We start from the raw sequence: 20,165 nt of genomic DNA on the forward strand, positions 1-20,165 counted from the left end.
GGTCCCCGCGCCGGCGCTGTCCGCGCCGGTCCCCGCGCCGGCGCTGTCCGCGCCGGTCCCCGCGCCGGCGCTGTCCGCGCCGGTCCCCGCGCCGGCGCTGTCCGCGCCGGTCCCCGCGCCGGTCCTCGTGCCGGCACCGTTCCCGCCGGTCGCCGCGCCGTCGGAACCGGGGCCGCCCGCCGGGCCGGCCGGACCGGAGCGGAGGCTCGACCTGGCCGCCTGACCCGGACGGCGAGGACCGTCCGCCGTCCGGTGGCATCGCTTGCCATATCGCGATGTATCGCGTTAGTGTCCTGCCGTGGGACGCGCCGGGCCGGCGCGTCACCGGAGGGAGGACCGATGACCGGCTGGACCGTGGACGCCCCGCAGCGGCTCACCCTGGACGGGCCGGTCACCCGGCTGGACGTCCACCTGCTCAGCGGCCGCCTCAACGTGGTGGCCACCGACGGCCCGGCCCGGGTCGACGTCACCCGGGTCGGTCGCCGGCCGGTCCTGGTCGAGCACCGGGACGGCCGGCTCTCCGTACGCCAGCAGCGGCGCCGGCGGTGGTCGGAGTTCGTCTGGTGGGTGGGGCCACTTTCCCGGCTGGCCCGGGTCGACGTCTCCGTCGCGGTCCCCGCCGACGTGCTGGCCGACCTCGAACTGGTCGAGGGCTCGCTGGTCGCGTCGGGCCTGCGCGGCCGGACCCGGGTGGAGGTGACGGCGGGGCGGATCACGCTGATGGGGCTGCGCGGCCCGACGTCGGCGAAGACCACGTCGGGCCCGGTCGAGGCGCTCGGCGTGTCCGGCGACCTCGACCTGGAGACGGTCTCGGGCGAGGTGACCCTCGCCGACAGCGCGGCCGGGCAGGTGCGCGCGAGCACCGTCTCCGGCGCCATCACCTGCGACCTGGACAACCCGCGGCGCAGCGACATCCGGCTCAGCACGATCTCCGGCGGCATCACCGTCCGGGTCCGCGAGGACAGCGACCTCGCCGTGCGCCTGCACACCACGTCGGGCCGGATCACCAGCGGCTTCGCCCAGGTGCGGGGCAGCGCCGCCCCCGGGGCGGTGGTCGACAGCGAGGGAGTGCTCGGCGCGGGCGAGGGTAAGCTCTGGGCTTCCGCCACCTCGGGCAGCATCGCGCTGCTCGCCCGCCCGGTGGACGACCAGGAAGAGGAGCTGCCGTGACCGCCGTGTTCAGTCACGGGCGGCTCCGGCTCTACCTGCTCAAGCTCCTCGACGACGGCCCGAAGCACGGCTACGAGCTGATCCGCCTGCTGGAGGAGCGGTTCCTCGGCCACTACGCGCCCAGCGCCGGCACCATCTACCCCCGGCTGCAACGGATGGAGGCCGACGGGCTCGTCACCCACACCGCCGTCGGCGGCCGCAAGGTCTACGAGATCACCGAGGCCGGCCGGGCCGAGCTGCGCCAGCGGGCCGGCGAGCTGGCCGCCCTGGAGTCGGACATCGCGGCCTCGGTCGAGGACCTGTCCGCGCTGGCCGGGGAGATCCGCGACGAGGTACGCGGCTCGGTCCGCGACCTGAAGCGGGAGCTGCGCGAGGCGGCGCGGCAGACCCGACGGGCCCGCTGGACGCCCCCGACACCCGGTCCGGCCCCCGCCCCCGGCCCCGCCGCGGGGCCGGGAACGACGCCGCTCGCCGAGTTCGACCAGCGGCTGGCGGCCTTCGCCGTCGAGGTGGGCGCACTGGTGCGGGCCCGCAGGCTCACCGATTCGCAGCTGCGTACGGCGATCCGGCTGCTCGACGGCGCGCTGGACGGGCTGCGGCGGCTCCTTCGCTGATCACGACGGTCGGCTCACAGGCTTTTTCCAGGAAGTGCCCAGCGCGGACGCAGCGAGAGCGCGGATGATGGGCGCATGGCCGCTACCCAGACCGAGGCGCGACTGCTCGTCGTCGAGGACGATCCCAACATCCTCGAACTGCTCTCCGCGAGCCTGCGCTTCGCGGGCTTCGACGTGGCCACCGCGACGAGCGGCAGCGCCGCCCTGCACGCCGCCAAGGACCACCGGCCCGACCTGGTCGTGCTCGACGTGATGCTGCCCGACCTGGACGGCTTCGAGGTCATCCGGATGCTCCGCGAGGGCGGCACGCGCACGCCCGTGGTCTTCCTCACCGCGCGCGACGCCACCGACGACAAGATCCGCGGGCTGACCCTGGGCGGGGACGACTACGTCACCAAGCCGTTCAGCCTGGAGGAGCTGACCGCCCGGATCCGGGCGGTGCTGCGGCGGACCAGCACCGGCGAGCAGGCGCCCTCCCGGCTGACCTTCGCCGACCTGGAGCTGGACGAGGAGACCCATGAGGTGCACCGGGCCGGCCAGCGGGTGCAGCTGTCGCCGACGGAGTTCAAGCTGCTGCGCTACCTGATGCTGAACGCCAACCGGGTGCTGTCGAAGGCGCAGATCCTCGACCACGTGTGGAACTACGACTTCCGGGGCGACGACAACATCGTCGAGTCCTACATCTCCTACCTGCGCCGCAAGGTGGACAACACCCAGCCCCGGCTGATCCACACCCTGCGGGGCGTCGGGTACGTGCTGCGCAAGCCGGCGGCGTGAACCCGGTCCACCAGGGGAAGGCGCGGCTGCGCAGCGTCCCGCTGCGGGTGAAGCTGGTCGCCGCGGTGCTGGCACTGGTCGCCGCCGCGCTGCTGGTGATCAGCTCGCTGACCGCCTTCTTTCTCCGCAACTATCTGGTCGGCCAGGTTGACGGCCAGATCAAGTCGGCCAGCCAAGGCCTCGGCCAGGCACTTCCCTGGCTGCGCAGCGGTCAGGTCCAGGCGATGCTGCCCAGCAGCTACGTCGTCTCGATCGCCGACGAGGAACAGGTGTACCGGCCGGTCTACGACGTCAAGAGCCTCGACCCCGAGCAACTGCCGAGTTTTCCCACCGACCTCAGCGGATTCGTCGCGCTCGAAGGCGAGCCCGTCTACGTCCTGTCCCGGGACGGTCACACCCGCTGGCGGGTGGTCTACGCGGGACAGAAGGACGGCTCGGTGCTGGCCGTGGGTCAGCCGCTCACCCAGGTGGATCGCGCCGTGAAGCAGCTGATCTGGATCGACCTGCTGGTCGGCGGGTCGGTGCTGATCCTGCTCGCCTCGATCGGCGCGGCGATCGTCCGGACCAGCCTGAAACCGCTGGTGGAGATCGAGCGTACGGCCGCCGCCATCGCCGGTGGCGACCTGACCCGCCGGGTCCCCGACCCGGAGGAGGGGCAACCCGTCCCGACCTCGGAGCTGGGCCGGCTCTCCCGGGCGCTGAACGCCATGCTGACGCAGATCGAGGCGGCCTTCACCGCCCGGGCCGCCTCGGAGACCGCCGCCCGGGCCGCCGAGACCACGGCCCGGGACGCGGCCGGCGCGGCGCGGGCGTCCGAGGCGCGGGCCCGGCGCTCGGAGGAGCGGATGCGGCAGTTCGTCGCGGACGCCTCCCACGAGCTGCGGACGCCGCTGACCACCATCCGGGGCTTCGCCGAGCTGTACCGGCAGGGCGCGGCGAGCGCGCCGGAGCAGACCGCCGACCTGCTGCGCCGCATCGAGCAGGAGGCGGCCCGGATGGGGCTGCTGGTGGAGGACCTGCTGCTGCTGGCCCGGCTGGACCGGGAACGGCCGCTCGCCCTCGCCCCGGTGGAGCTGCCCGTGCTGGCCAGCGACGCGGTCGAGGCCGCCCGGGTGGTGGCGCCGGAGCGCCGGGTGGAGCTGGAGATCGAGCCCGGGTCCGGCCCGCTGGTGGTCTACGGCGACGACGCCCGGCTCCGTCAGGTGATCGGCAACCTGATGACCAACGCCCTCACGCACACCCCGCCGGACGCCTCGGTGACCCTGCGGCTGCGGGTCGAGTCGGGCAACCTGGCCGTGGTGGAGGTGGCGGACACCGGCCCCGGGCTCACCCCCGACCAGGCGGAGCGGGTCTTCGAGCGCTTCTACCGGGTGGACGCGGCGCGTACCCGGCGGGCCGGCGGCAACACCGGCACCGGGCTCGGCCTGGCCATCGTGGCGGCGCTGGTGCGCGCGCACCACGGCACCGTCGAGGTGGCCGACACCCCGGGCGGGGGCGCGACCTTCCGGGTCCGGCTGCCGCTCGTGCCGGACGTCGAGGGCGATGGCGAGTGACTTTCAGCCAACATTCAGGCCGGTTCCAGGCTGGTCGCAGTGCTCCGAGCGAAGGTGGATCCATGACCGAGTACGAGTCCGACCCGCAGCGCCGGCCGGCCGCCACCGACGCCGAGCCGTCGCACCCCACCGCCGAGCTGCCGCGCGTCGAGCGCGCGCAGTCCGACTCCCGCCCCGACCCCGCCCCGGGCGCCCCCGGCGACACCGCCGCCCCGGACCCGGCCGCATCCGCCGCGCCGGCCGCACCCGCCGCTCCGGTGGCGACGGGCGGCGACGCCGTCCGTACCGCCGAGCTGGGCCCGACCGTCGACGCCCCGCTCGCGGGCGACGCCGTCCCGCGCGTTCCGGAGCAGGCCCGGGCCCCCGAGGGCGTCGCCGCCCCGGACCCGGCCCGTGGCCCCGGCGCCCCGGCCGGGCAGCCCGCCCCGGCGGGCCCGTTCCCGCCCGCCACGGCTGGCCCGTCCGCCCCGCCCTACCCCGTGTCCGCCCAGGCCCCCGGTGGCCAGCCGCACGCGGCCGGTCAGCTCGGCCAGCCGCACGCGGCCGGTCAGCTCGGCCAGCCGCACGCGGCCGGTCAGCCCGGCCAGCCGCAGGGCACGACGTACCCGGGCGCGCCGTGGTACGGCCAGCAGTCCGGCTGGAGCGGCGGGGGACAGCCGGGACAACCGGGGGCGGGCTACGGCCAGCACCCGCACCACCCGGGCCAGCCGGTGCCGCCCTGGGCCCCCGCGCCGGCGGTCGGCCCCCGGCCGGGCCGGATCGCCAAGCTCGCCGGCGCCGGCGTCGCGGTCTTCGCCCTGATGCTCGGTTCGGGCGTCGCCGGCGGGGCGCTCGCGCTCGCCGTCGACGGCGACTCCGGGGCCACCCGTACCTACTCCGCCGCGCCGGTGATCAACAGCGCCGACCTGCCCCGGATCGCCGCTGCCGTGCAGCCCAGCGTCGTCTCCATCGCCACCGACAGCGGCGAGGGCTCCGGCGTGATCCTCACCGCCGACGGCTACGTGCTCACCAACAACCACGTCGTCGCCTCCGCCGGCCGGGACAGCGTCCGGGTGGTCTTCGCCGACGGCAAGACCGTCCAGGCCCGGATCGTCGGCACCGACCCGAAGACCGACCTGGCGGTGGTGGAGGCCGCCGGCGTCAGCGACCTGAAGCCGGCCACGTTCGGCGACAGCGACGCGATGCAGGTCGGTGACCAGGTGCTCGCCCTCGGCAGCCCGCTGGGCCTCCAGGGCTCGGTCACCGCCGGCATCCTCAGCGCCCGCGACCGCACCATCCAGGCCGGCAGCGGCGAGCAGCGGCAGGAGCCGGGCCAGGGCGCCAGCTCGATCGCCGGGCTGCTCCAGACCGACGCGCCGATCAACCCGGGCAACTCCGGTGGCGCGCTGGTCAACACCCGGGGCGAGGTGATCGGCATCAACACCGCGATCGCCACCGCCGGTCAGGGCAGCACCGGCAACATCGGCGTCGGCTTCGCGATCCCCAGCAACAAGGCCAAGGACGTGGCCGGCAAGCTCCAGCGGGGCGAGAAGGTTAGCCACCCGTCGCTCGGGGTCAGCGTGACGGCCGCCGAGGGCGGTGGGGCGCTGGTCGCCGCCGTCACCTCCGGCAGCGCCGCCGAGAAGGCCGGGCTCCAGCGCGGCGACGTGATCACCCGGTTCGGCGACAAGGTGGTCAACGACTCGGACGACCTGGTCGGTGCCGTGCAGGCCGGCAAGGTCGGCGACCGGGTAACGGTGACCTACAAGCGCAACGGTGCCGAATCCACGGCAACCGTGACGCTCGCCGAGACGTCGTAGTCCGTAACCGAGACTTTCCTCCTCCCTCCGGCGGCGGGTGGCGGAGCCAAGGGGGTTGGCTCCGTCACCCGCCGCTTCCTCTGACGGCGGTTCGCCCGGTGCGGGTGAGCCGCCGTCACCCGTCGGGCCAGCATCGTCGGTGGCAGACCCGGCGAGGCGTACGGAGGGATGCGATGACCACGGCAGCGGCCGTCCGGACCGACGATCGGATCCAACGGGACGTGCTCGACGAGCTGGCCTGGGACGCCCAGGTGCAGCCGAACGACATCGGGGTGACCGTCGCCGACGGCGTGGTCACGCTGACCGGTTGGGTGGACGGCTCCGCCCGCAAGTGGGCGGCGCAACGCTGCGCGCAGCGCGTACGCGGGGTGCGGGCGGTCGCCGACGACATCGAGGTGCGCCTGCCCGGCGAGGCGGGGCACACGGACGTCGAGATCGCGATCGCGGTGAGCCGGGCGCTGGAGTGGGACAGCTTCGTCCGCGCCGAGCTGCTGGACGTCACGGTGGCCAACGGGTGGGTGATGCTGCGCGGCGAGGTGGAGTTCGGCTGGCAGCGGCGTACCGCCGAACGGGAGGTGCGCCGGCTGCGCGGCGTACGCGGGGTGACGAACCTGGTCGAGGTGCGCCCCGCCGCCCGTCCGGACGCCGAGCGGATCCGGCGCGACCTGCAGCGGGCGCTGCTGCGGGGGATCGGCACCGAACGGGTGACCGTCGAGCTGGACGGGGACACGGTGACCCTCGGGGGCGTGGTCCGTTCCTGGTGGGAACGGGACGAGGCGGAGCGGCTGGCCTGGTCCGCCGTGGGAGTGCGGGCGGTGCGGGACCGGCTCATCGTGGGCGGGTGAACGCCGGCTTGTCCGGTTTAGCCGTGCCGTCACCGGGAAACCGCCCTCGATCCCGCCGTGTGGGGTGACCGGCCGGAGCGCATCCGGGCGCCGACTGCCCACCCGCACCACCGACCGACGGGGAGGACTCGTGGCCGTGAACCACCTGCCGACCGACCGGGCGGCGGAATGGCCGTTGCGGATCGCGATGGTGGTGCCGCCGTGGCTGTCGATGCCCCCGCCCGGCTACGGCGGGCTGGAACAGGTCGTGACCGGCCTGGTGGAGGGGTTGAGCGAGCGGGGACACGCCGTGACCGTGTTCGGGGCGGGCCAGGAGCACGGAACCCCCGCCGCCTTCGTCTCCACCGTGCCGGAGCTGCAGTACGAGCGGCTCGGCGAGGCGCTGCCCGAGCTGGCCCACCTGGCCCGGGTCAACCACCTCGTCGACGCGGCCGACTTCGACGTCGTCCACGACCACACCACGATCGGCCCGCTGGTCGCCGGCCGCCGGGCGGTCCCCACCGTGGCCACCGTGCACGGCAACCCCGTGGGTGAGTACGGCGCCGTGCTCAGCGACACCGACCCGGGCGTCGGGCTGGTCGCCATCTCCCACGCCCAGCGCCGGCTCAACCCGCGACTGCCCTGGGTCGGCACGGTGCACAACGCGATGGACGTCCAGGGCATCCCGCACAAGACCACGCCCAGCCACGGCCCCGTGCTCTGGCTGGCCCGGTTCAGCCCCGACAAGGGCCCGGACGTCGCCATCCGGGCGTGCCGGGTGGCCGGCCTGCCGCTGGTGCTCGCCGGCAAGTGCAACGAGCCGCCCGAACGCCGCTACTTCGACGAGGCGGTCCGGCCCCTGCTCGGCGAGGACGTCCACGTGGTGCTCGACGCCGACCGGGCGGAGGCGCTGCGGCTGCTGGTCGAGGCCCGGTGCCTGATCATGCCGATCCAGTGGGAGGAGCCGTTCGGCATGGTGATGGTGGAGGCCATGGCGACGGGCACCCCGGTGGTGGCCCTGAACCGGGGGGCCGTGCCGGAACTCGTCCGGCCCGGGGTGACGGGCCTGATCTGCGAGGGCGTGGACGACCTGCCCGGCGCGCTGCGTGCCGTGTCCGGCCTCGACCCGGCGGACTGCGTCGCGCACGTGGCGCAGAACTTCTCCACCGCCCAGATGGCCGCCGGCTACGAGCAGGCGTACCGCCGCTTCATCGCCGACTCGGCCCGGTCCGCCGGGATCCGGGAGCCGGCCCGGGTGGCCGGGCGTTGACCATGGCCGGCCGTACCTGACCGGCCCTCTCCGGCGGCCCGCTCGGCCCGCGCCGTCCGGCGCACCGACGCCCGGCCGGCACCGGCACCGGACGGCCGCTTTCCGGCCCGTGCCAGGATGAGGCCATGGCGCGGGGACCGGTGGCGTTCGTGCTCGGGGGCGGGGGAGTTCTCGGCGCGGTCGAGGTGGGCATGCTGCGGGCCCTGTTCCGGGCTGGGATCCGGCCCGACATGGTGCTCGGCACGTCGATCGGAGCGGTCAACGGCGCCCTGGTCGCCGCCGAGCCGTCCGAGGCGGTCACCGACCGGCTGGTCCGGCTCTGGGCCTCGCCGGAGGCGAGCGAGGTGTACGGCGACTCGGTGGCCCGGCAACTGCGCCGGTTCGCCGCCCGGACCCACCTGCACTCGCCTCGCCCGCTGCGCAAGCTGCTGGAGAGCGAGCTGGGCGCGGAGACCACCTTCGCCGACCTTCGGGTGCCGTTCCGCTGCTGCGCCGCGAACATCGAGCGGGCCGCCGAGCACTGGTTCGACAGCGGTCCGCTGGTGCCGGCCGTGCTGGCCTCCGCCTCGGTGCCGGGGCTGCTGCCGCCCGCCCAGATCGGCGACCAGCACTACGTCGACGGCGGGATCGTCAACTCCATCCCGATCGGCGAGGCCGTCGCCGCCGGCGCCGGGCGGATCTTCGTACTCCAGGTGGGGCGGATCGAGCGGGAGCTGACCCCGCCCCGGCGTCCCTGGGAGATCGCCCAGGTCGCGTTCGAGATCGCCCGGCGGCACCGGTTCGCCCGGGAGATGGCGGCCCTCCCCGACGGGGTGGAGGTGCACGTGCTGCCCACCGGCGGGCTGAACCCGCGCGACGACACGCCGTGGGCGTACCGGGACATGGCGGCGGTGGGGCGGCGGATCAGCCGGGCCTACACGGCCTCCCGGCACTACCTGGCCACCCAGGTGGAGCGCTGATGCCCCTGCCGCCGCGGTGGGTACGCCGGGCGCTCCTGGCCCCCGGCGTGGTGCTGCTCGCCTTCCTGGTGGTGACCACACTGCCGGTCTGGGCGCTGTTCGCGGCGGCCGCCTCGCCGCTGGTCCCGGGCCGGCTCCGGCCGCTGCGACTGCTCTGGATCGGCTGCGTCTACCTGGTCTGGGACGCGGCGGCGCTGCTCGCGCTCTTCGGGCTCTGGGTCGCCTCCGGCTTCGGCTGGCGGGCCCGCTCGCCGGCCTTCCAGCGGGCGCACTACGTGCTCGCCGGCTGGTTCCTGCGGGTGCTCTTCTGGCAGGCCCGCTGGACGTTGCACCTGAGCATCGACGTGGTCGGCACCGATCCCGACACGGCCCTGCCCGGCCGGCCGGAACTGGTGCTCTGCCGGCATGCCGGCCCCGGCGACTCGTTCATCCTGATCCACGCCCTGGTGAACTGGTTCAACCGGGAGCCGCGGATCGTGCTCAAGGACAGCCTCCAGTGGGATCCGGCGATCGACGTGCTGCTCAACCGGCTGCCCAACCGCTTCCTCGCGCCCGGCCCGGACGGGCGGGGCTCGGTGACCGAGCAGATCGGGCACCTGGCCGAGGGCCTGGACGACGACGACGCCTTCGTGATCTTCCCCGAGGGCGGCAACTTCACCCCGCGCCGCCGGCTGCGGGCCATCGCGCGGCTGCGCGCGCTGGGCCTGGAGCGCATGGCGCTGCGTGCGGAACGGATGCGACACGTGCTCGCCCCGCAGCCCGGCGGGCTGCTCGCGGCCCTGGACGCCGCCCCCGACGCCGGGGTGATCTTCGTGGCGCACACCGGCCTGGACCGGATGCTCACCGTGGCCGACGTGTGGCGGGAACTGCCGATGGACAAGCGGATCGTCATGCGCTTCTGGTCGGTGCCGCCCGAGGAGGTGCCGACCGGCCGGCAGGAGCGGATCGACTGGCTCTTCGACTGGTGGGCGCGGATCGACGAGTGGATCGCGGCCAATCGGGACGGCGCCACGTAGGGTGCGCTGGTGGACCAGATCTGCGTGGTGACGACGGTGGTGGACGCGCGGTCGGTCGCCGACGTACTGGCGGCCGCGGCCGTCGCCGGGCGGCTGGCGGCCTGCGCGCAGGTGGGCGGCCAGGTGGACAGCACCTACTGGTGGCGTTCCGGGGTGGAGACCAGCACCGAGTGGTCGGTGCAGTTCAAGACCGCACCGGACCGGGCCGCCGCGCTGGTGGAGCAGATCCGGGCCAGCCATCCGTACGAGGTGCCGGAGATCCTGGTGACCCGGGTGGACAGCGGCGACCCCGCGTACGCCGCCTGGGTGCACGAGCACACCCGGCCCTGAGTACGCGCACTCTGGGGCGGTGACGGGAGCCGGTCGACAATGGCCGGGTGCAGACCACCGGTTACCCCTGTCCCGCCTGCGGCGCGCCGGCCTCCCTCGGCTCCGGCTGCTCCGGTTGCGGGCGACCGCCGTACCCGGCCGCCGCCGAGGTGATCCGGCTCGACCGGGAGATCGTCGCGCTCGGCGGCGAGGTCGAGCGGGCCCGCGCGGCGTACCAGGGGCTCGTCGACCGGCTGGCGGCGAGTCGGCGGCGCCGGGCGGAGTTGGCCGCCGCGATCCGGGCGGAGTTCCCCGGCCCCGCCGCGCGTCCGGCTCCCGCCGTCGTTCCGGCATTCGCGCCGGCCCGCCCGACGCCGGCGTGGCCCGCCGGGGGGCCGGTCGCGCCGGTTCCCGCGCCGGCCGCCGTCGGCGGGGCGGAGACCTCGACCCGGACGGTCCAGAGCCTGCTCTTCGTCCTCGGTGGGCTGCTGCTGGGCACCGCGGCGGTGGTCTTCACGGCGGTCGCCTGGGCGGCGGTCGGGGTCGCCGGCCGGGCCCTGATCCTGGCCGCGTTCACCGTGCTCGCCCTGGCCGCGCCGCTGGTGGCGGTGCGGCGGGGGCTGCGCGGCACGGCGGAGACCTTCGCCGCGGTGGGGCTGTTGTTGGTGCTTCTCGACGGGTACGCCGCCTGGACGGTGGACCTGTTCGGGGTGGCCGGCTGGCCCGGCACCCGCTACGCCGCGCTGGTCGGGGGAGCCGGTGCGGCGGTCGCGGCCGGCTACGCCCGGCTCAGCGGGCTGACCGTGCCGTGGTTCGCGGCCCTGGTGACCGCGCATCCGGTGCTGCCCCTGTTCGCCGTCGCGGCCCGGCCGGACGCCGCCGGCTGGGCGGTGGTCTTCGTCGGGGTGGCGCTGCTCGACCTGGCGGTGCTGGTCGCGCTGCGGCCTCGGGGCGGCCCGGCGGGTGGCGCCGCGACCCGGCCCGGCGGGTCACCGACGGTCGCGTCCCCCGGGGCCGGGGCACCCACGCCGGCGGTGGCGGTGCCGGGGCCGGCTGTCGCGCCGCCCGGTCCGGCTGTCGCGCCGCCCGGTCCGGCTGTCGCGCCGCCCGGTCCGGCTGTCGCGCCGCCCGGTGCGGTGGGCGGATCGGGGGAGCGTCCGGTGGTCATCGCCGGGCGCGTCGTCGCCTGGATCGGGTACGCCGGCGCGCTGGCCGTGGCCGCGAGCTGCGCGCTGGTACCGCTGGCCCTCGGCCGGGCCGCCGGCACCCCGCTGCTGGCCGGGGGCCCGCTGCTGCTGGTGGCGCTGGCGTTGCTCGGCGCGGCGGTGCTCACGGGCGGTCGGGTGTTCCGCGCCGTCGCCGCCGGGCTGCTGGTGCCGGTGCTGGCCGGGGCGGTCGTCCGCCCCGTCGCGGAGCTGGGGACGGCACCGGTGCTCACGGCGCTGGTGGTGGTGGCGCTGGCCGGCGCGGTGCGGCTGCTGCCCGCCGGCTGGCGGACCGGTCCCCGGTTCGGCGCGCTGCTGGTGGCCGGGGGGACCGCCCAGCTCGCCGTGCTGGTGGCCGTGGTGCTTGCCGGCGGTGCGGTCGGCCGGTCGCTGCCGCCGTGGCACGGTGCCGCCGCCGGGCCGGACATCGCCCGGGGTTGGCAGTTGCCGGTGGTGATCGCGCTGACCCTGGCGGCCGTGGGGCTGCTGCTGCCCCGGGCCGCCCGGCCGGCGCTGGCCGCGTTCGGCGTGGCGGCGACCGTGCTCGCCGTGCCCGCCGGCTGGCCGTCGCCGTGGCCCGCCGTGGTGGCCCTGGACTTGGCGGCGGGGGTGGGCCTGCTGGCCGCCGGGGTGGGGCGGCCCGGCGCCCGGTCCTGGACGGCGGTGACGGCGGCGGCGTCCGGAGCCCTCCTGCTCGGGCACGGGCTGCTGGTGGGGTTCGCCGCCCCCGGCGGGGTGGGGGTGACGCTCGCGGTGGTCCTGGCCGCCGGGCCCGCCGTGGCCGCCGCCGGGCGGCGCGGCACGGCCGTCCAGCGCGGGATCGCCGGGGTGTCCCTGGCCGTCGCGTCGCCCGCGGTGCCGGCCGTCGCGGCCGTCGCCCTGATCGCGGCCGGAGCGCCGGCCTGGTGGCAGGCGCGGGCGGCGCTGGCCGCCGTCGCGGTGCTGCCGGTCGGGCTGCTCGCGGTCCGCCGGCACTGGCCCGACCTGCGGACGTACGCCTCCGTCGGGCTCGCCGTGGCGGTCGCGCCGGTCGGGTTGGCGCCGGTGGTCGTACCGGCCGACGAATCGGTGGCGCTCTACGCCGCCGTGGCGGTCCTGCTGGCGGCGCTGAGCGGTGCGGCGCGCTCCGACACCGTCCTGCGGGTGGCCGGCGTCGGGCTGCTGGTGATCTCCCTCGCCGCCGCCGCGCCGGTGGCGTTGACGGTGCTCCTCGCCCCGTACGGCGGGGTGTCGCCCTGGTCCGGGGCGCCGGCGGTCGAGCCCGTCCCGGAGGCGTTCCCGGCCGGCGTGGCGCTGGCCGCGCTGGCGGTGGCCGCGCTGCTGGCGGCGGGGCCCGACCGAGCTGCCCCGGGCGCGGTCCGGCCCGGCGCCGGCAGGTCTGGCGCCGTCGGGGGCGGTGCCGGCACGCCGGGTGCGTCCGGGTCCGGTGCCGGCGTGCCAGGCGCCGTCGGGGCCGGCGGCGGAGCGTCGGCGCGCGGCGGGTGGTGGCGGGCGGCGCTCTTCGCGCTGCCGTTCGTGGCGACCGCCCTGCCGGTGCTGCTGGTCGCCGTCGGCGCGCCGTGGCCGGTGGCGCCGGCTGCCACGCTGGCCGTCGGGGTGGTCGCGGTGCTGGTCGCCGCGCTGGCCGCGCCGCGCCCGCTGCTCGCCCCGGTCGGGGTGCCGGTGGGGCTGGCGTTGACCGCCTCCGGGCTGCTCGGGCTGTTGGCCACCAGGGCGGGCACGCTCGCCGGCCTGGGTGTGCTGGTGGTGGCGGCGACCGTGGTCGGCGTGGCCGCCCGCCGGGACGACGCCCGGCTCGTTGGTCGCCTGGTCGCGGTCGCCGCCGCGACCGGCCTCGCGGTCACCGCGCCGCTGGCCGGCGGGCTGCCGCTGCGGACGGCCGCGTTCAGCGTGCTCGCCGTCGCGGTGCTCACGCTGGCCGCCGCCGCGCTGCTGGGCCGCCACCGGGCGCCGGCCGGGGCCGCCCCGGCCCGCCAAGGGCCCGCCACGGCGGCGGTGCTGGACGCGGCCGCCCAGGCGGTGGCGCTGGTCGCGCTGCTGCTCGCGGTCGGGGCGCTCCGGCACGCGGCGGCGGTCTGCGTGCTGTGGGGCGCCGCCGTCGCGCTGCGGGTGCTGCGCCGGGGCGAGCCGGCGGGCCGCCGCTGGGCGTTCGCGGGCATCGCCGGCGGCAGCGAGCTGCTCGGCGGCTGGCTGCTGCTGGCCGCCGGGGGAGTGGCGGTCCTGGAGGCGTACACGGTCCCGGCGGCGGCGCTGGCCCTCGGGGCGGGCGTGGCGGCGCTGCGCACCCGGCCCGGGCTGACCAGCTGGCTGGCGCTCGGCCCGGGGCTCGCGGCCGCGCTGCTGCCGAGCCTGGTGTCGGTGCTGGTGGCGCCGGATCCCCAGCCGTGGCGGCGGCTGCTGCTGGGGGCCGCCGCGCTCGGCGCGGTGCTCGCCGGGGCGACCCGTCGCTGGCAGGCGCCGGTGCTGCTCGGCGGGGTGACCCTGGCGCTGCTCGCGCTGCACGAGCTGGTCCGCGGGTGGGACCTGCTGCCCCGGTGGATCTTCCTGGCCGTTGGCGGGTTCGCGCTGATCGGCCTCGCCGCCACGTACGAGCGACGGCGGCGGGACCTGGCCCGGCTCCGGGCCGCCGTCGGCCGGATGGGCTGACCGCCGGGGCCCGCGCCCGGCGGCCGGGGGTAGGGCCTGCCCTACCCCCGGCCGGGGGGTGGACAGGGTTACTCAGCGCAACCGTTCTCGGGAGACTGGACGGCAGGGGCGCGCCGGCCGGCGCGGTATCCGGGATCGAGGAACGGGAGCCGCAATGGTGCTCGCAGCGGTGGCAGACCCGCTGGTACGGCGGGGCAGTGACTACTCGCAGTTGTCCCGGCGGATCAGCGGGGCGGGGCTGCTGGAGCGGCGCCCGGGCCGGTACGTGACGCGGATCGTGCTCACCCTGGGCGTCTTCGCGGCGGGCTGGGCCGCGGTCGGGCTGGTCGGGGACTCGTGGGCGCAGCTCCTGGTCGCCGTGTTCCTGGCCGTTGCCACCACGCAGGTCGCGTTCCTCGGCCACGACGCCGGCCACCGGCAGATGTTCCGCCGGCGCGGGCCGAGCGAGGCGGTGGGCCTGCTCACCGGCAACCTGGCGGTGGGGCTCAGCTACGGCTGGTGGGTCGACAAGCACAACCGGCACCACGCCAACCCGAACCACGAGGACGAGGACCCGGACGTCGGGGCGGGTGCGTTGGTCTGGACGTACGAGCAGGCCGCCGCGACGCGCGGCGTCAACCGCTGGCTCGCCCGCCGGCAGGCGTGGCTGTTCTTCCCGATGCTGCTGCTGGAGGGGCTCGCCCTGCACGTGGCGAGCGTGCAGGCGGTCGTCGGGCGGGAGCCGGACGGCGGGTTCCGCACCCCGATGCGGCACCGGAGGGTGGAGGCGCTGCTGCTGGGCCTGCACGCGGTGGGCTACCTCGGCGGGTTGCTGCTGGCGATGTCCCCGGGCAAGGCGCTGCTGTTCGTCGCCGTCCACCAGGGACTCTGGGGCCTCTACATGGGCTGCTCGTTCGCCCCCAACCACAAGGGGATGCCGATGCCGACCGCCGACGACGAGCTCGACTTCCTGCGCAAGCAGGTGCTGACCTCGCGCAACGTCCGGGGTGGCCGGTTCGTCGACGTCGCGCTCGGCGGGCTCAACTACCAGATCGAGCACCACCTGTTCCCGAACATGCCGCGGGCGAACCTGCGCCGGGCCCAGCCGATCGTGCGCGCGTACTGCGTCGAGCAGGGCATCCCGTACGCCGAGACGGGGCTCGTGGAGTCGTACCGCCAGGCGCTCGCGCACCTGCACGAGGTGGGCCGGCCGCTGCGCGGCTGAGACGCGCGGCGGGGGCGGCGCCGACCGGCGCCGCCCCCGCCTCCGTGCGGTCGGGCCTAGGAGCCCATGGACTCGATCAGCTCCTGCGGGGCCTCCTGCGTCTCGCTCGCGGCGGGCTTCTTCACGGTGACCGGGGCGCCGAAGTCCGAGTAGGTGGTGGTCATCATGCCCAGCGACTCGTGCAGCACGCTGGTGTCGATGGCGAACTCGACGAGCCGGCCCTGGTCGTCCACCTTGGCGGTGAACGGGACGGCCTTGGCCTTCTCGCCGAGGGCCTTGATGGACGGGTCGTCGGCCTTCGTGCGGGTGTAGTCGAGGGTGCCGGCGTAGCTGCCGGTGCCGGTCTTCTCGACGTCCACCACGCTCTCGATCATCTGCTTCGCGCCGCCCGGGTCGCCCTCGGGCATCAGGTTGAACTGGCCGCTCTTACCGAGCTTGGTGGTGTCCATGTGCAGCCACTTCTTCGGCATCCCCTGCATACCGGTGATCTTCAGGTAGGCGTCGTCGCCGAGCAGCAGGATCCGGAAGGTGCCCTCCGGGCCCAGCTTCATCGTCATGTCGCCGGTCTTGGTGGCCGGGTCCATCATGCCGCTGCCGTTGACGACCGCCGACTTCAGTTCCATCCGGACGCTCTGCTGGTTGAGCTTCTGTGCGGCGGCGGTCAGCTCGGCGCGGGCGTCCGCCGGGGCCGAGCTGGCGGGTGCCGCGCCGGTGCCGTTGCCGGCCGGAGCGTCCGCGTCCGTCTTCGTGCCGCAGCCGGTGAGACCGAGGCTGAGAGCGGCGACGATAGCGACCCCCGTGGTCGCCAGCCGTCGAGTGTTCATGCTGAGAATCTCCTCTGGCAGGGTGGGCCGGGGCGACGCCGGTCGCGGCCCGGCCGGGCCGCCGGTCAGCCTAACGTCCGCCGTCCACAGCCGCGGATCTATGCCCCGCCCCGCCGCCTGCCGGGTGGGACACACCTCCCGCCGCTGGTCGGCGTCGTTCCGACCCCTCCCGGTAGGGTCTCCCCATGGCAGACGTGCTCACCGCCGAGGCGGTGCGAGACGAGCTGGGCGGGCTGGCGGGCTGGTCGGGAGACCCGACCGGGATCACCCGCACCGTGGAGCTGGCCAGTTTCCCGGAGGCCATCGCGGTCGTCGACCGGGTCGCCGTGACGGCGGAGGAGCTGGACCACCACCCCGACATCGACATCCGCTGGCGCACCCTGACGTTCCGCTGCGTGACGCACTCGGCGCGCGGGGTCACCCGGCGTGATCTGGAACTGGCCCGGCGGATCGACGAGATCGTGGGGAGCGTCCGATGAGATTCGAGATCAGCAAGGTGCTCGACGCCATCGAGGGGCGGGTCTGCACCGACCCGTCGCTGGCCCGGGCCGTCCTCGACCTGGCCGAGGTGATCCGCTACCAGGATCTCGACGGCGGCCGGCCGGCCAGCCTGCTCCGCCTCGGCATGGTGATCGACGCCCTCGCCCGGGAGCTGGAGGAGGACAGCGTCCCCGTCTACGCGGTCGTCCACCGGGCGCTGCTCTCCGACGCCGACCTCACCTCCAACGAGCGGATGGTGGTCCGCCGGTGGGCCGACGACGGGCTGGTCGAGGTGCTCGACAACCCGGGCGACCGGATGCTGGAGGTGGCCGACCTGCTCGGGCTGCCGGTGCTCACCCGGGTGCGGACGGACGGCCTTCGCGGGCGCTACCCGTGGCTGGTCGAGCAGCCCGGCCGCGTGCTCGCCCCGGTGCCGGGCGCCGGCGGGCCGGCCTTCGTCGCCCACGTCGGCGGCGGGCACACCCCGGTCGCCGGCGACCGGTCGCCGGTCGGCGTGAAGCTGCTCTCCCGGCAGTGGCGCTGCCCGGAGCCGGGCTGCGCGCTCTTCGGCGGCGGGGGCGGCGGGTCCTTCGCCGACCTGGCCCGGGTGGAGCGCAGCCCCGCTGCCCAGCCCCCGCCCTCCCTGCGCGGTGGCGCGCCCACCTGCCCGCGGCACGGCGCCCGGCTCGGCGACGCCGGTCCGCGACCGCGCAGCGAGGTCCTGGCCGTCCGCGTCGGCGGGCTGATCCGGCGCCGCTTCGTGCTCACCGAGGACCAGCCGGCGCTGGTCGGCCGGGCGCCCGACCAGGCCGGCGGGATCGTGCTCGGCCAGTGGCTCAACGACGAGGCGCGCCGCTGGATCAGCCGCAGCCACGTCCGGTTCGAGCTGCGGGTCGGCGAGGTGATCGTGACCGACGTGAGCACCAACGGCTCCGGCATCCGGCCGGGCGGGTCGATGGCGGAGGGCGACCGCGTCCCGCTGGCGCCGAAGCAGTCGCGGGTGGTGGCCGAGGGCGACATGGTCGAGCTCTACCCCGGGGTGCAGATCGGCCGGCCCGGCGAGCTTCCCGCCGGCGCGCCGTACACGCCGAACTCGGTGATGGCCGAGGCTCCCACGATGGCGATGCGCCTGCCCCGCTGACTGCCCGGAAACGGCGGCGGGCGCCGGGACCGTGTCCCGACGCCCGCCGCTGTCGTACGGGGTCAGCCGGCCAGCACGGCGGCGAGCTGGGCCACCGCGTGGTCGATCTCCTCTTCGGTGATCACCAGCGGCGGGGCGAGCCGGATGGTGGAGCCGTGGGTGTCCTTGGCCAGCACGCCGCGCTCGGCGAGCCGCTCACACGCCTCCCGGCCGCTCATCAGCGCCGGGTCGATGTCCAGCCCCGCCCACAGTCCGCGGCCCCGTACGGCGACCAGGCCCTTGCCGACCAGCGACTGGAGGCCGGCGTGCAGCCGGGCGCCCAGCTCGGTCGAGCGGCGCTGGAACTCGCCGGTGGCCAGCAGCCGGACCACCTCGGTGGCGACCGCGCAGGCCAGCGGGTTGCCGCCGAAGGTCGAGCCGTGCTGGCCAGGCTTCAGCACACCCAGCACGTCGGAGTTCGCGGCCACCGCGGAGACCGGCACGATGCCGCCGCCCAGCGCCTTGCCGAGCAGGTACATGTCCGGCACGACGCCCTCGTGCTCGCAGGCGAAGGTGGCGCCGGTGCGGCCCAGGCCGGACTGGATCTCGTCGGCGACGAAGAGCACGTTCCGCTCGGTGCAGACCCGGCGTACGCCCGGCAGGTAGCCCTCCGGTGGCACGACGACGCCCTGCTCGCCCTGGATGGGCTCGAGCAGCACCGCGACGGTGTTCTCGTCGATGGCGGCGGTCAGCGCGTCCAGGTCGCCGTAGGGCACGACCGTGAAGCCCGGCGTGTACGGCCCGAAGTCGGCGCGGGCGTCCTCATCGGTGGAGAAGCTGACGATGGTGGTCGTGCGGCCGTGGAAGTTCCCCTCGGCGACCACGATGTTGGCCTGGCCCGGCGTCACGCCCTTGACCTGGTAGCCCCACTTGCGGGCCACCTTGATGCCGGTCTCCACCGCCTCGGCGCCGGTGTTCATCGGCAGCACGAGGTCCTTGCCGCAGAGCTCGGCCAGCTCCCGGCAGAAGTCGGCAAACTGGTCGTGGATGAACGCCCGGCTGGTGAGGGTCAGCTTGTCGAGCTGCGCGTGCGCGGCCGCGACGAGCTGCGGGTGCCGGTGCCCGAAGTTCAGCGCGGAGTAGCCGGCCAGGCAGTCGAGATAGCGGCGGCCGTCCACGTCGGTCAGCCAGGAGCCCTCGGCGGAGGAGATGACCACCGGCAGCGGGTGGTAGTTGTGCGCGGTCCACCGCTCCGCGTCGCGGACCGCCTCCGGCGTCCGCAGCATGTCCTCGATCACTTGCTCGCCTTTCCCTGACGGAGTCGCAACGTGCAGCACTTCGGCCCGCCGCCGGCCTTTCGCAGCTCGGACAGGTCGACGCCGATGGTCTCGTAGCCCCGGTCGCGCAGCTTCGCGGCCAGGCTGGTGGCCTGCGCGGGCAGCACCACGTGCCGGCCGTCGCTGACCGCGTTCAGCCCGAAGACCTCGGCGTCGGCCAGGGTGGCGTGCACCGCGTCCGGGAAGAGCCGGCGCAGCACGGCCCGGCTGCCGGGCGAGAACGCCTCCGGCAGGTAGGCCACGGTCCGCTCGTCGAGCACGGTGAGTGCGGTGTCCAGGTGGTAGAAGCGCGGGTCGACCAGCTGCATGGTGACCACCGGGTAGCCGAAGACCTCCTGGAGCTGCGCGTGCGAGGCGTGCGCGGTGCGGAAGCCGGTGCCGGCGAGCAGGAAGTCGCCGGCCAGGAGGATGTCGCCCTCGCCCTCGTTGACGTGCTTCGGGTCGTGCATCTCGAAGCCGGCGGCCTCGAACCAGGCACGGTACGCGGGGGCCTCGTCGGCGCGCTGCGGGTCGCGGAACTGTACGGCCATCGCCTTGCCGTCGATCACCGTGCCGCCGTTGGCGGCGAAGACCATGTCGGGCAGCCCGGGCACCGGAGTGATCTCCTCGACGGTGTGGCCCAGGTCCCGGTAGATCTGGCGCAGCTGCTCCCACTGCCGGACGGCGAGGTCGGCGTCGACCGGGGCCGTCGGGTCCATCCACGGGTTGATCGCGTAGTCGACGGCGAAGTACGTCGGCCGGCACATCAGGAAGCGCTGGCTGGTGGCGTCCATCGTCATTGTCCTGCTCCCAGGGGGTCGGGCGCGCCCCGGCCATCTTCGACCCACGGGGCTGGCGCCGTCCGTCAACGCTATGCGGGCCGGGCCGACAGGATCCACCGGTGATGGTTGCGTGGAGCGGACGATCGTTGCGTATGAGGCCGCGCCGCCGTCGAATCGTTGCGTCCCGGCGGGAGAGGGCCGCAGCCGCCGCCCACCAGTCCGTCGGCCGCCCGGGTCCGGCACACCGCACGCCGGCTCCGGGGGCCGCGACGACCTGTCGGACGCCCGCGAGGGCGT

The 20,165-nt window shown here is 75.7% G+C and carries 18 protein-coding genes; 15 read left to right on the forward strand and 3 right to left on the reverse strand.

Annotated elements, in window-relative coordinates; all coding sequences use genetic code 11:
- The 13 genes from ACGF5C_RS18650 to ACGF5C_RS18710 form a co-directional block, all read left to right on the forward strand.
- Positions 1-223, forward strand: a 223-nt coding sequence (locus ACGF5C_RS18650; RefSeq protein WP_393303165.1) for a hypothetical protein, incomplete at its 5' end; no start/stop codon positions are given.
- A gap of 116 nt (positions 224-339) precedes the next feature.
- Positions 340-1,170 carry a DUF4097 domain-containing protein gene (locus ACGF5C_RS18655; protein WP_393303167.1) on the forward strand — a complete coding sequence of 277 codons (831 nt, stop codon included), beginning with the start codon at positions 340-342 and terminating at the stop codon, positions 1,168-1,170.
- Entirely contained in the window at positions 1,167-1,784 is a 618-nt protein-coding gene (locus tag ACGF5C_RS18660) for a PadR family transcriptional regulator (RefSeq protein WP_393303169.1), read from the forward strand. The genes ACGF5C_RS18655 and ACGF5C_RS18660 overlap by 4 nt, the downstream gene beginning before the upstream one ends.
- 75 nt (positions 1,785-1,859) lie before the next feature.
- Positions 1,860-2,561 carry a response regulator transcription factor gene (locus ACGF5C_RS18665; protein WP_091103329.1) on the forward strand — a complete coding sequence of 234 codons (702 nt, stop codon included), beginning with the start codon at positions 1,860-1,862 and terminating at the stop codon, positions 2,559-2,561.
- Positions 2,558-4,114 (forward strand): ATP-binding protein, encoded by a 1,557-nt coding sequence (locus ACGF5C_RS18670; RefSeq protein WP_393303171.1) that lies wholly within the window; start codon positions 2,558-2,560, stop codon positions 4,112-4,114. Before ACGF5C_RS18665 ends, ACGF5C_RS18670 begins: the two co-directional genes overlap by 4 nt.
- Before the next feature lie 62 nt (positions 4,115-4,176).
- Positions 4,177-5,913, forward strand: coding sequence for a trypsin-like peptidase domain-containing protein (locus tag ACGF5C_RS18675; protein ID WP_393303173.1), 1,737 nt, complete (start codon positions 4,177-4,179; stop codon positions 5,911-5,913).
- 173 nt (positions 5,914-6,086) lie between these two features.
- Entirely contained in the window at positions 6,087-6,758 is a 672-nt protein-coding gene (locus tag ACGF5C_RS18680) for a BON domain-containing protein (protein ID WP_393303175.1), read from the forward strand.
- Positions 6,759-6,945: 187 nt separating this feature from the next.
- Entirely contained in the window at positions 6,946-8,007 is a 1,062-nt protein-coding gene (locus tag ACGF5C_RS18685) for a glycosyltransferase family 4 protein (RefSeq protein WP_393303473.1), read from the forward strand.
- Positions 8,008-8,132: 125 nt separating this feature from the next.
- The gene (locus ACGF5C_RS18690; RefSeq protein ID WP_393303177.1) at positions 8,133-8,966 is read left to right on the forward strand and encodes a patatin-like phospholipase family protein; all 834 of its coding nucleotides are present in this window, start codon (positions 8,133-8,135) and stop codon (positions 8,964-8,966) included.
- Positions 8,966-9,982 (forward strand): 1-acyl-sn-glycerol-3-phosphate acyltransferase, encoded by a 1,017-nt coding sequence (locus tag ACGF5C_RS18695; protein ID WP_393303179.1) that lies wholly within the window; start codon positions 8,966-8,968, stop codon positions 9,980-9,982. The genes ACGF5C_RS18690 and ACGF5C_RS18695 overlap by 1 nt, the downstream gene beginning before the upstream one ends.
- A gap of 9 nt (positions 9,983-9,991) precedes the next feature.
- Complete coding sequence (gene cutA, locus ACGF5C_RS18700) at positions 9,992-10,312, forward strand: divalent-cation tolerance protein CutA (RefSeq protein WP_350703705.1); 321 nt, start codon at positions 9,992-9,994, stop codon at positions 10,310-10,312.
- A 47-nt stretch (positions 10,313-10,359) separates the two neighbouring features.
- The gene (locus tag ACGF5C_RS18705; RefSeq protein ID WP_393303181.1) at positions 10,360-14,142 is read left to right on the forward strand and encodes an SCO7613 C-terminal domain-containing membrane protein; all 3,783 of its coding nucleotides are present in this window, start codon (positions 10,360-10,362) and stop codon (positions 14,140-14,142) included.
- Positions 14,143-14,296: 154 nt separating this feature from the next.
- Complete coding sequence (locus ACGF5C_RS18710) at positions 14,297-15,346, forward strand: fatty acid desaturase family protein (protein ID WP_393303182.1); 1,050 nt, start codon at positions 14,297-14,299, stop codon at positions 15,344-15,346.
- Positions 15,347-15,402: 56 nt separating this feature from the next.
- Here the strand turns inward: ACGF5C_RS18710 and ACGF5C_RS18715 are convergent, their stop codons facing one another.
- Positions 15,403-16,170 (reverse strand): hypothetical protein, encoded by a 768-nt coding sequence (locus ACGF5C_RS18715; RefSeq protein ID WP_393303184.1) that lies wholly within the window; start codon positions 16,168-16,170, stop codon positions 15,403-15,405.
- A 185-nt stretch (positions 16,171-16,355) separates the two neighbouring features.
- On the opposite strand from ACGF5C_RS18715, the gene ACGF5C_RS18720 reads away from it, so the two are divergent.
- Both ACGF5C_RS18720 and ACGF5C_RS18725 read left to right on the forward strand, forming a co-directional pair.
- Positions 16,356-16,649, forward strand: coding sequence for a 4a-hydroxytetrahydrobiopterin dehydratase (locus tag ACGF5C_RS18720; RefSeq protein ID WP_350703699.1), 294 nt, complete (start codon positions 16,356-16,358; stop codon positions 16,647-16,649).
- Complete coding sequence (locus ACGF5C_RS18725) at positions 16,646-17,791, forward strand: FHA domain-containing protein (RefSeq protein WP_393303186.1); 1,146 nt, start codon at positions 16,646-16,648, stop codon at positions 17,789-17,791. The genes ACGF5C_RS18720 and ACGF5C_RS18725 overlap by 4 nt, the downstream gene beginning before the upstream one ends.
- Positions 17,792-17,853: 62 nt before the next feature.
- On the opposite strand, the gene rocD is transcribed toward ACGF5C_RS18725, so the two are convergent.
- Positions 17,854-19,068 carry an ornithine--oxo-acid transaminase gene (rocD, locus tag ACGF5C_RS18730; RefSeq protein ID WP_357698084.1) on the reverse strand — a complete coding sequence of 405 codons (1,215 nt, stop codon included), beginning with the start codon at positions 19,066-19,068 and terminating at the stop codon, positions 17,854-17,856.
- Positions 19,065-19,880: a dimethylargininase gene (gene ddaH / locus ACGF5C_RS18735; RefSeq protein WP_393303475.1), complete on the reverse strand. Its 816-nt coding sequence runs from the start codon at positions 19,878-19,880 to the stop codon at positions 19,065-19,067. Before ddaH ends, rocD begins: the two co-directional genes overlap by 4 nt.
- Between the last annotated feature and the right edge of the window lie 285 nt (positions 19,881-20,165).

The sequence above is a fragment of the Micromonospora sp. NPDC047620 genome, assembly GCF_043205005.1.
In the GTDB taxonomy this organism is placed as follows: Bacteria; Actinomycetota; Actinomycetes; order Mycobacteriales; family Micromonosporaceae; genus Micromonospora.

Excerpts from the sequence above, each read along its gene's own strand:
- ACGF5C_RS18655 (WP_393303167.1), top strand. The coding sequence starts at position 340 with ATGACCGGCTGGACCGTGGACGCCCCGCAGCGGCTCACCCTGGACGGG.
- ACGF5C_RS18665 (WP_091103329.1), top strand. The coding sequence starts at position 1,860 with ATGGCCGCTACCCAGACCGAGGCGCGACTGCTCGTCGTCGAGGACGAT.
- ACGF5C_RS18675 (WP_393303173.1), top strand. The coding sequence starts at position 4,177 with ATGACCGAGTACGAGTCCGACCCGCAGCGCCGGCCGGCCGCCACCGAC.
- ACGF5C_RS18680 (WP_393303175.1), top strand. The coding sequence starts at position 6,087 with ATGACCACGGCAGCGGCCGTCCGGACCGACGATCGGATCCAACGGGAC.
- ACGF5C_RS18685 (WP_393303473.1), top strand. The coding sequence starts at position 6,946 with ATGGTGGTGCCGCCGTGGCTGTCGATGCCCCCGCCCGGCTACGGCGGG.
- ACGF5C_RS18690 (WP_393303177.1), top strand. The coding sequence starts at position 8,133 with ATGGCGCGGGGACCGGTGGCGTTCGTGCTCGGGGGCGGGGGAGTTCTC.
- ACGF5C_RS18695 (WP_393303179.1), top strand. The coding sequence starts at position 8,966 with ATGCCCCTGCCGCCGCGGTGGGTACGCCGGGCGCTCCTGGCCCCCGGC.
- ACGF5C_RS18710 (WP_393303182.1), top strand. The coding sequence starts at position 14,297 with ATGGTGCTCGCAGCGGTGGCAGACCCGCTGGTACGGCGGGGCAGTGAC.
- ACGF5C_RS18715 (WP_393303184.1), bottom strand. The coding sequence starts at position 16,170 with ATGAACACTCGACGGCTGGCGACCACGGGGGTCGCTATCGTCGCCGCT.
- ACGF5C_RS18720 (WP_350703699.1), top strand. The coding sequence starts at position 16,356 with ATGGCAGACGTGCTCACCGCCGAGGCGGTGCGAGACGAGCTGGGCGGG.
- ACGF5C_RS18725 (WP_393303186.1), top strand. The coding sequence starts at position 16,646 with ATGAGATTCGAGATCAGCAAGGTGCTCGACGCCATCGAGGGGCGGGTC.
- ddaH (WP_393303475.1), bottom strand. The coding sequence starts at position 19,880 with ATGGACGCCACCAGCCAGCGCTTCCTGATGTGCCGGCCGACGTACTTC.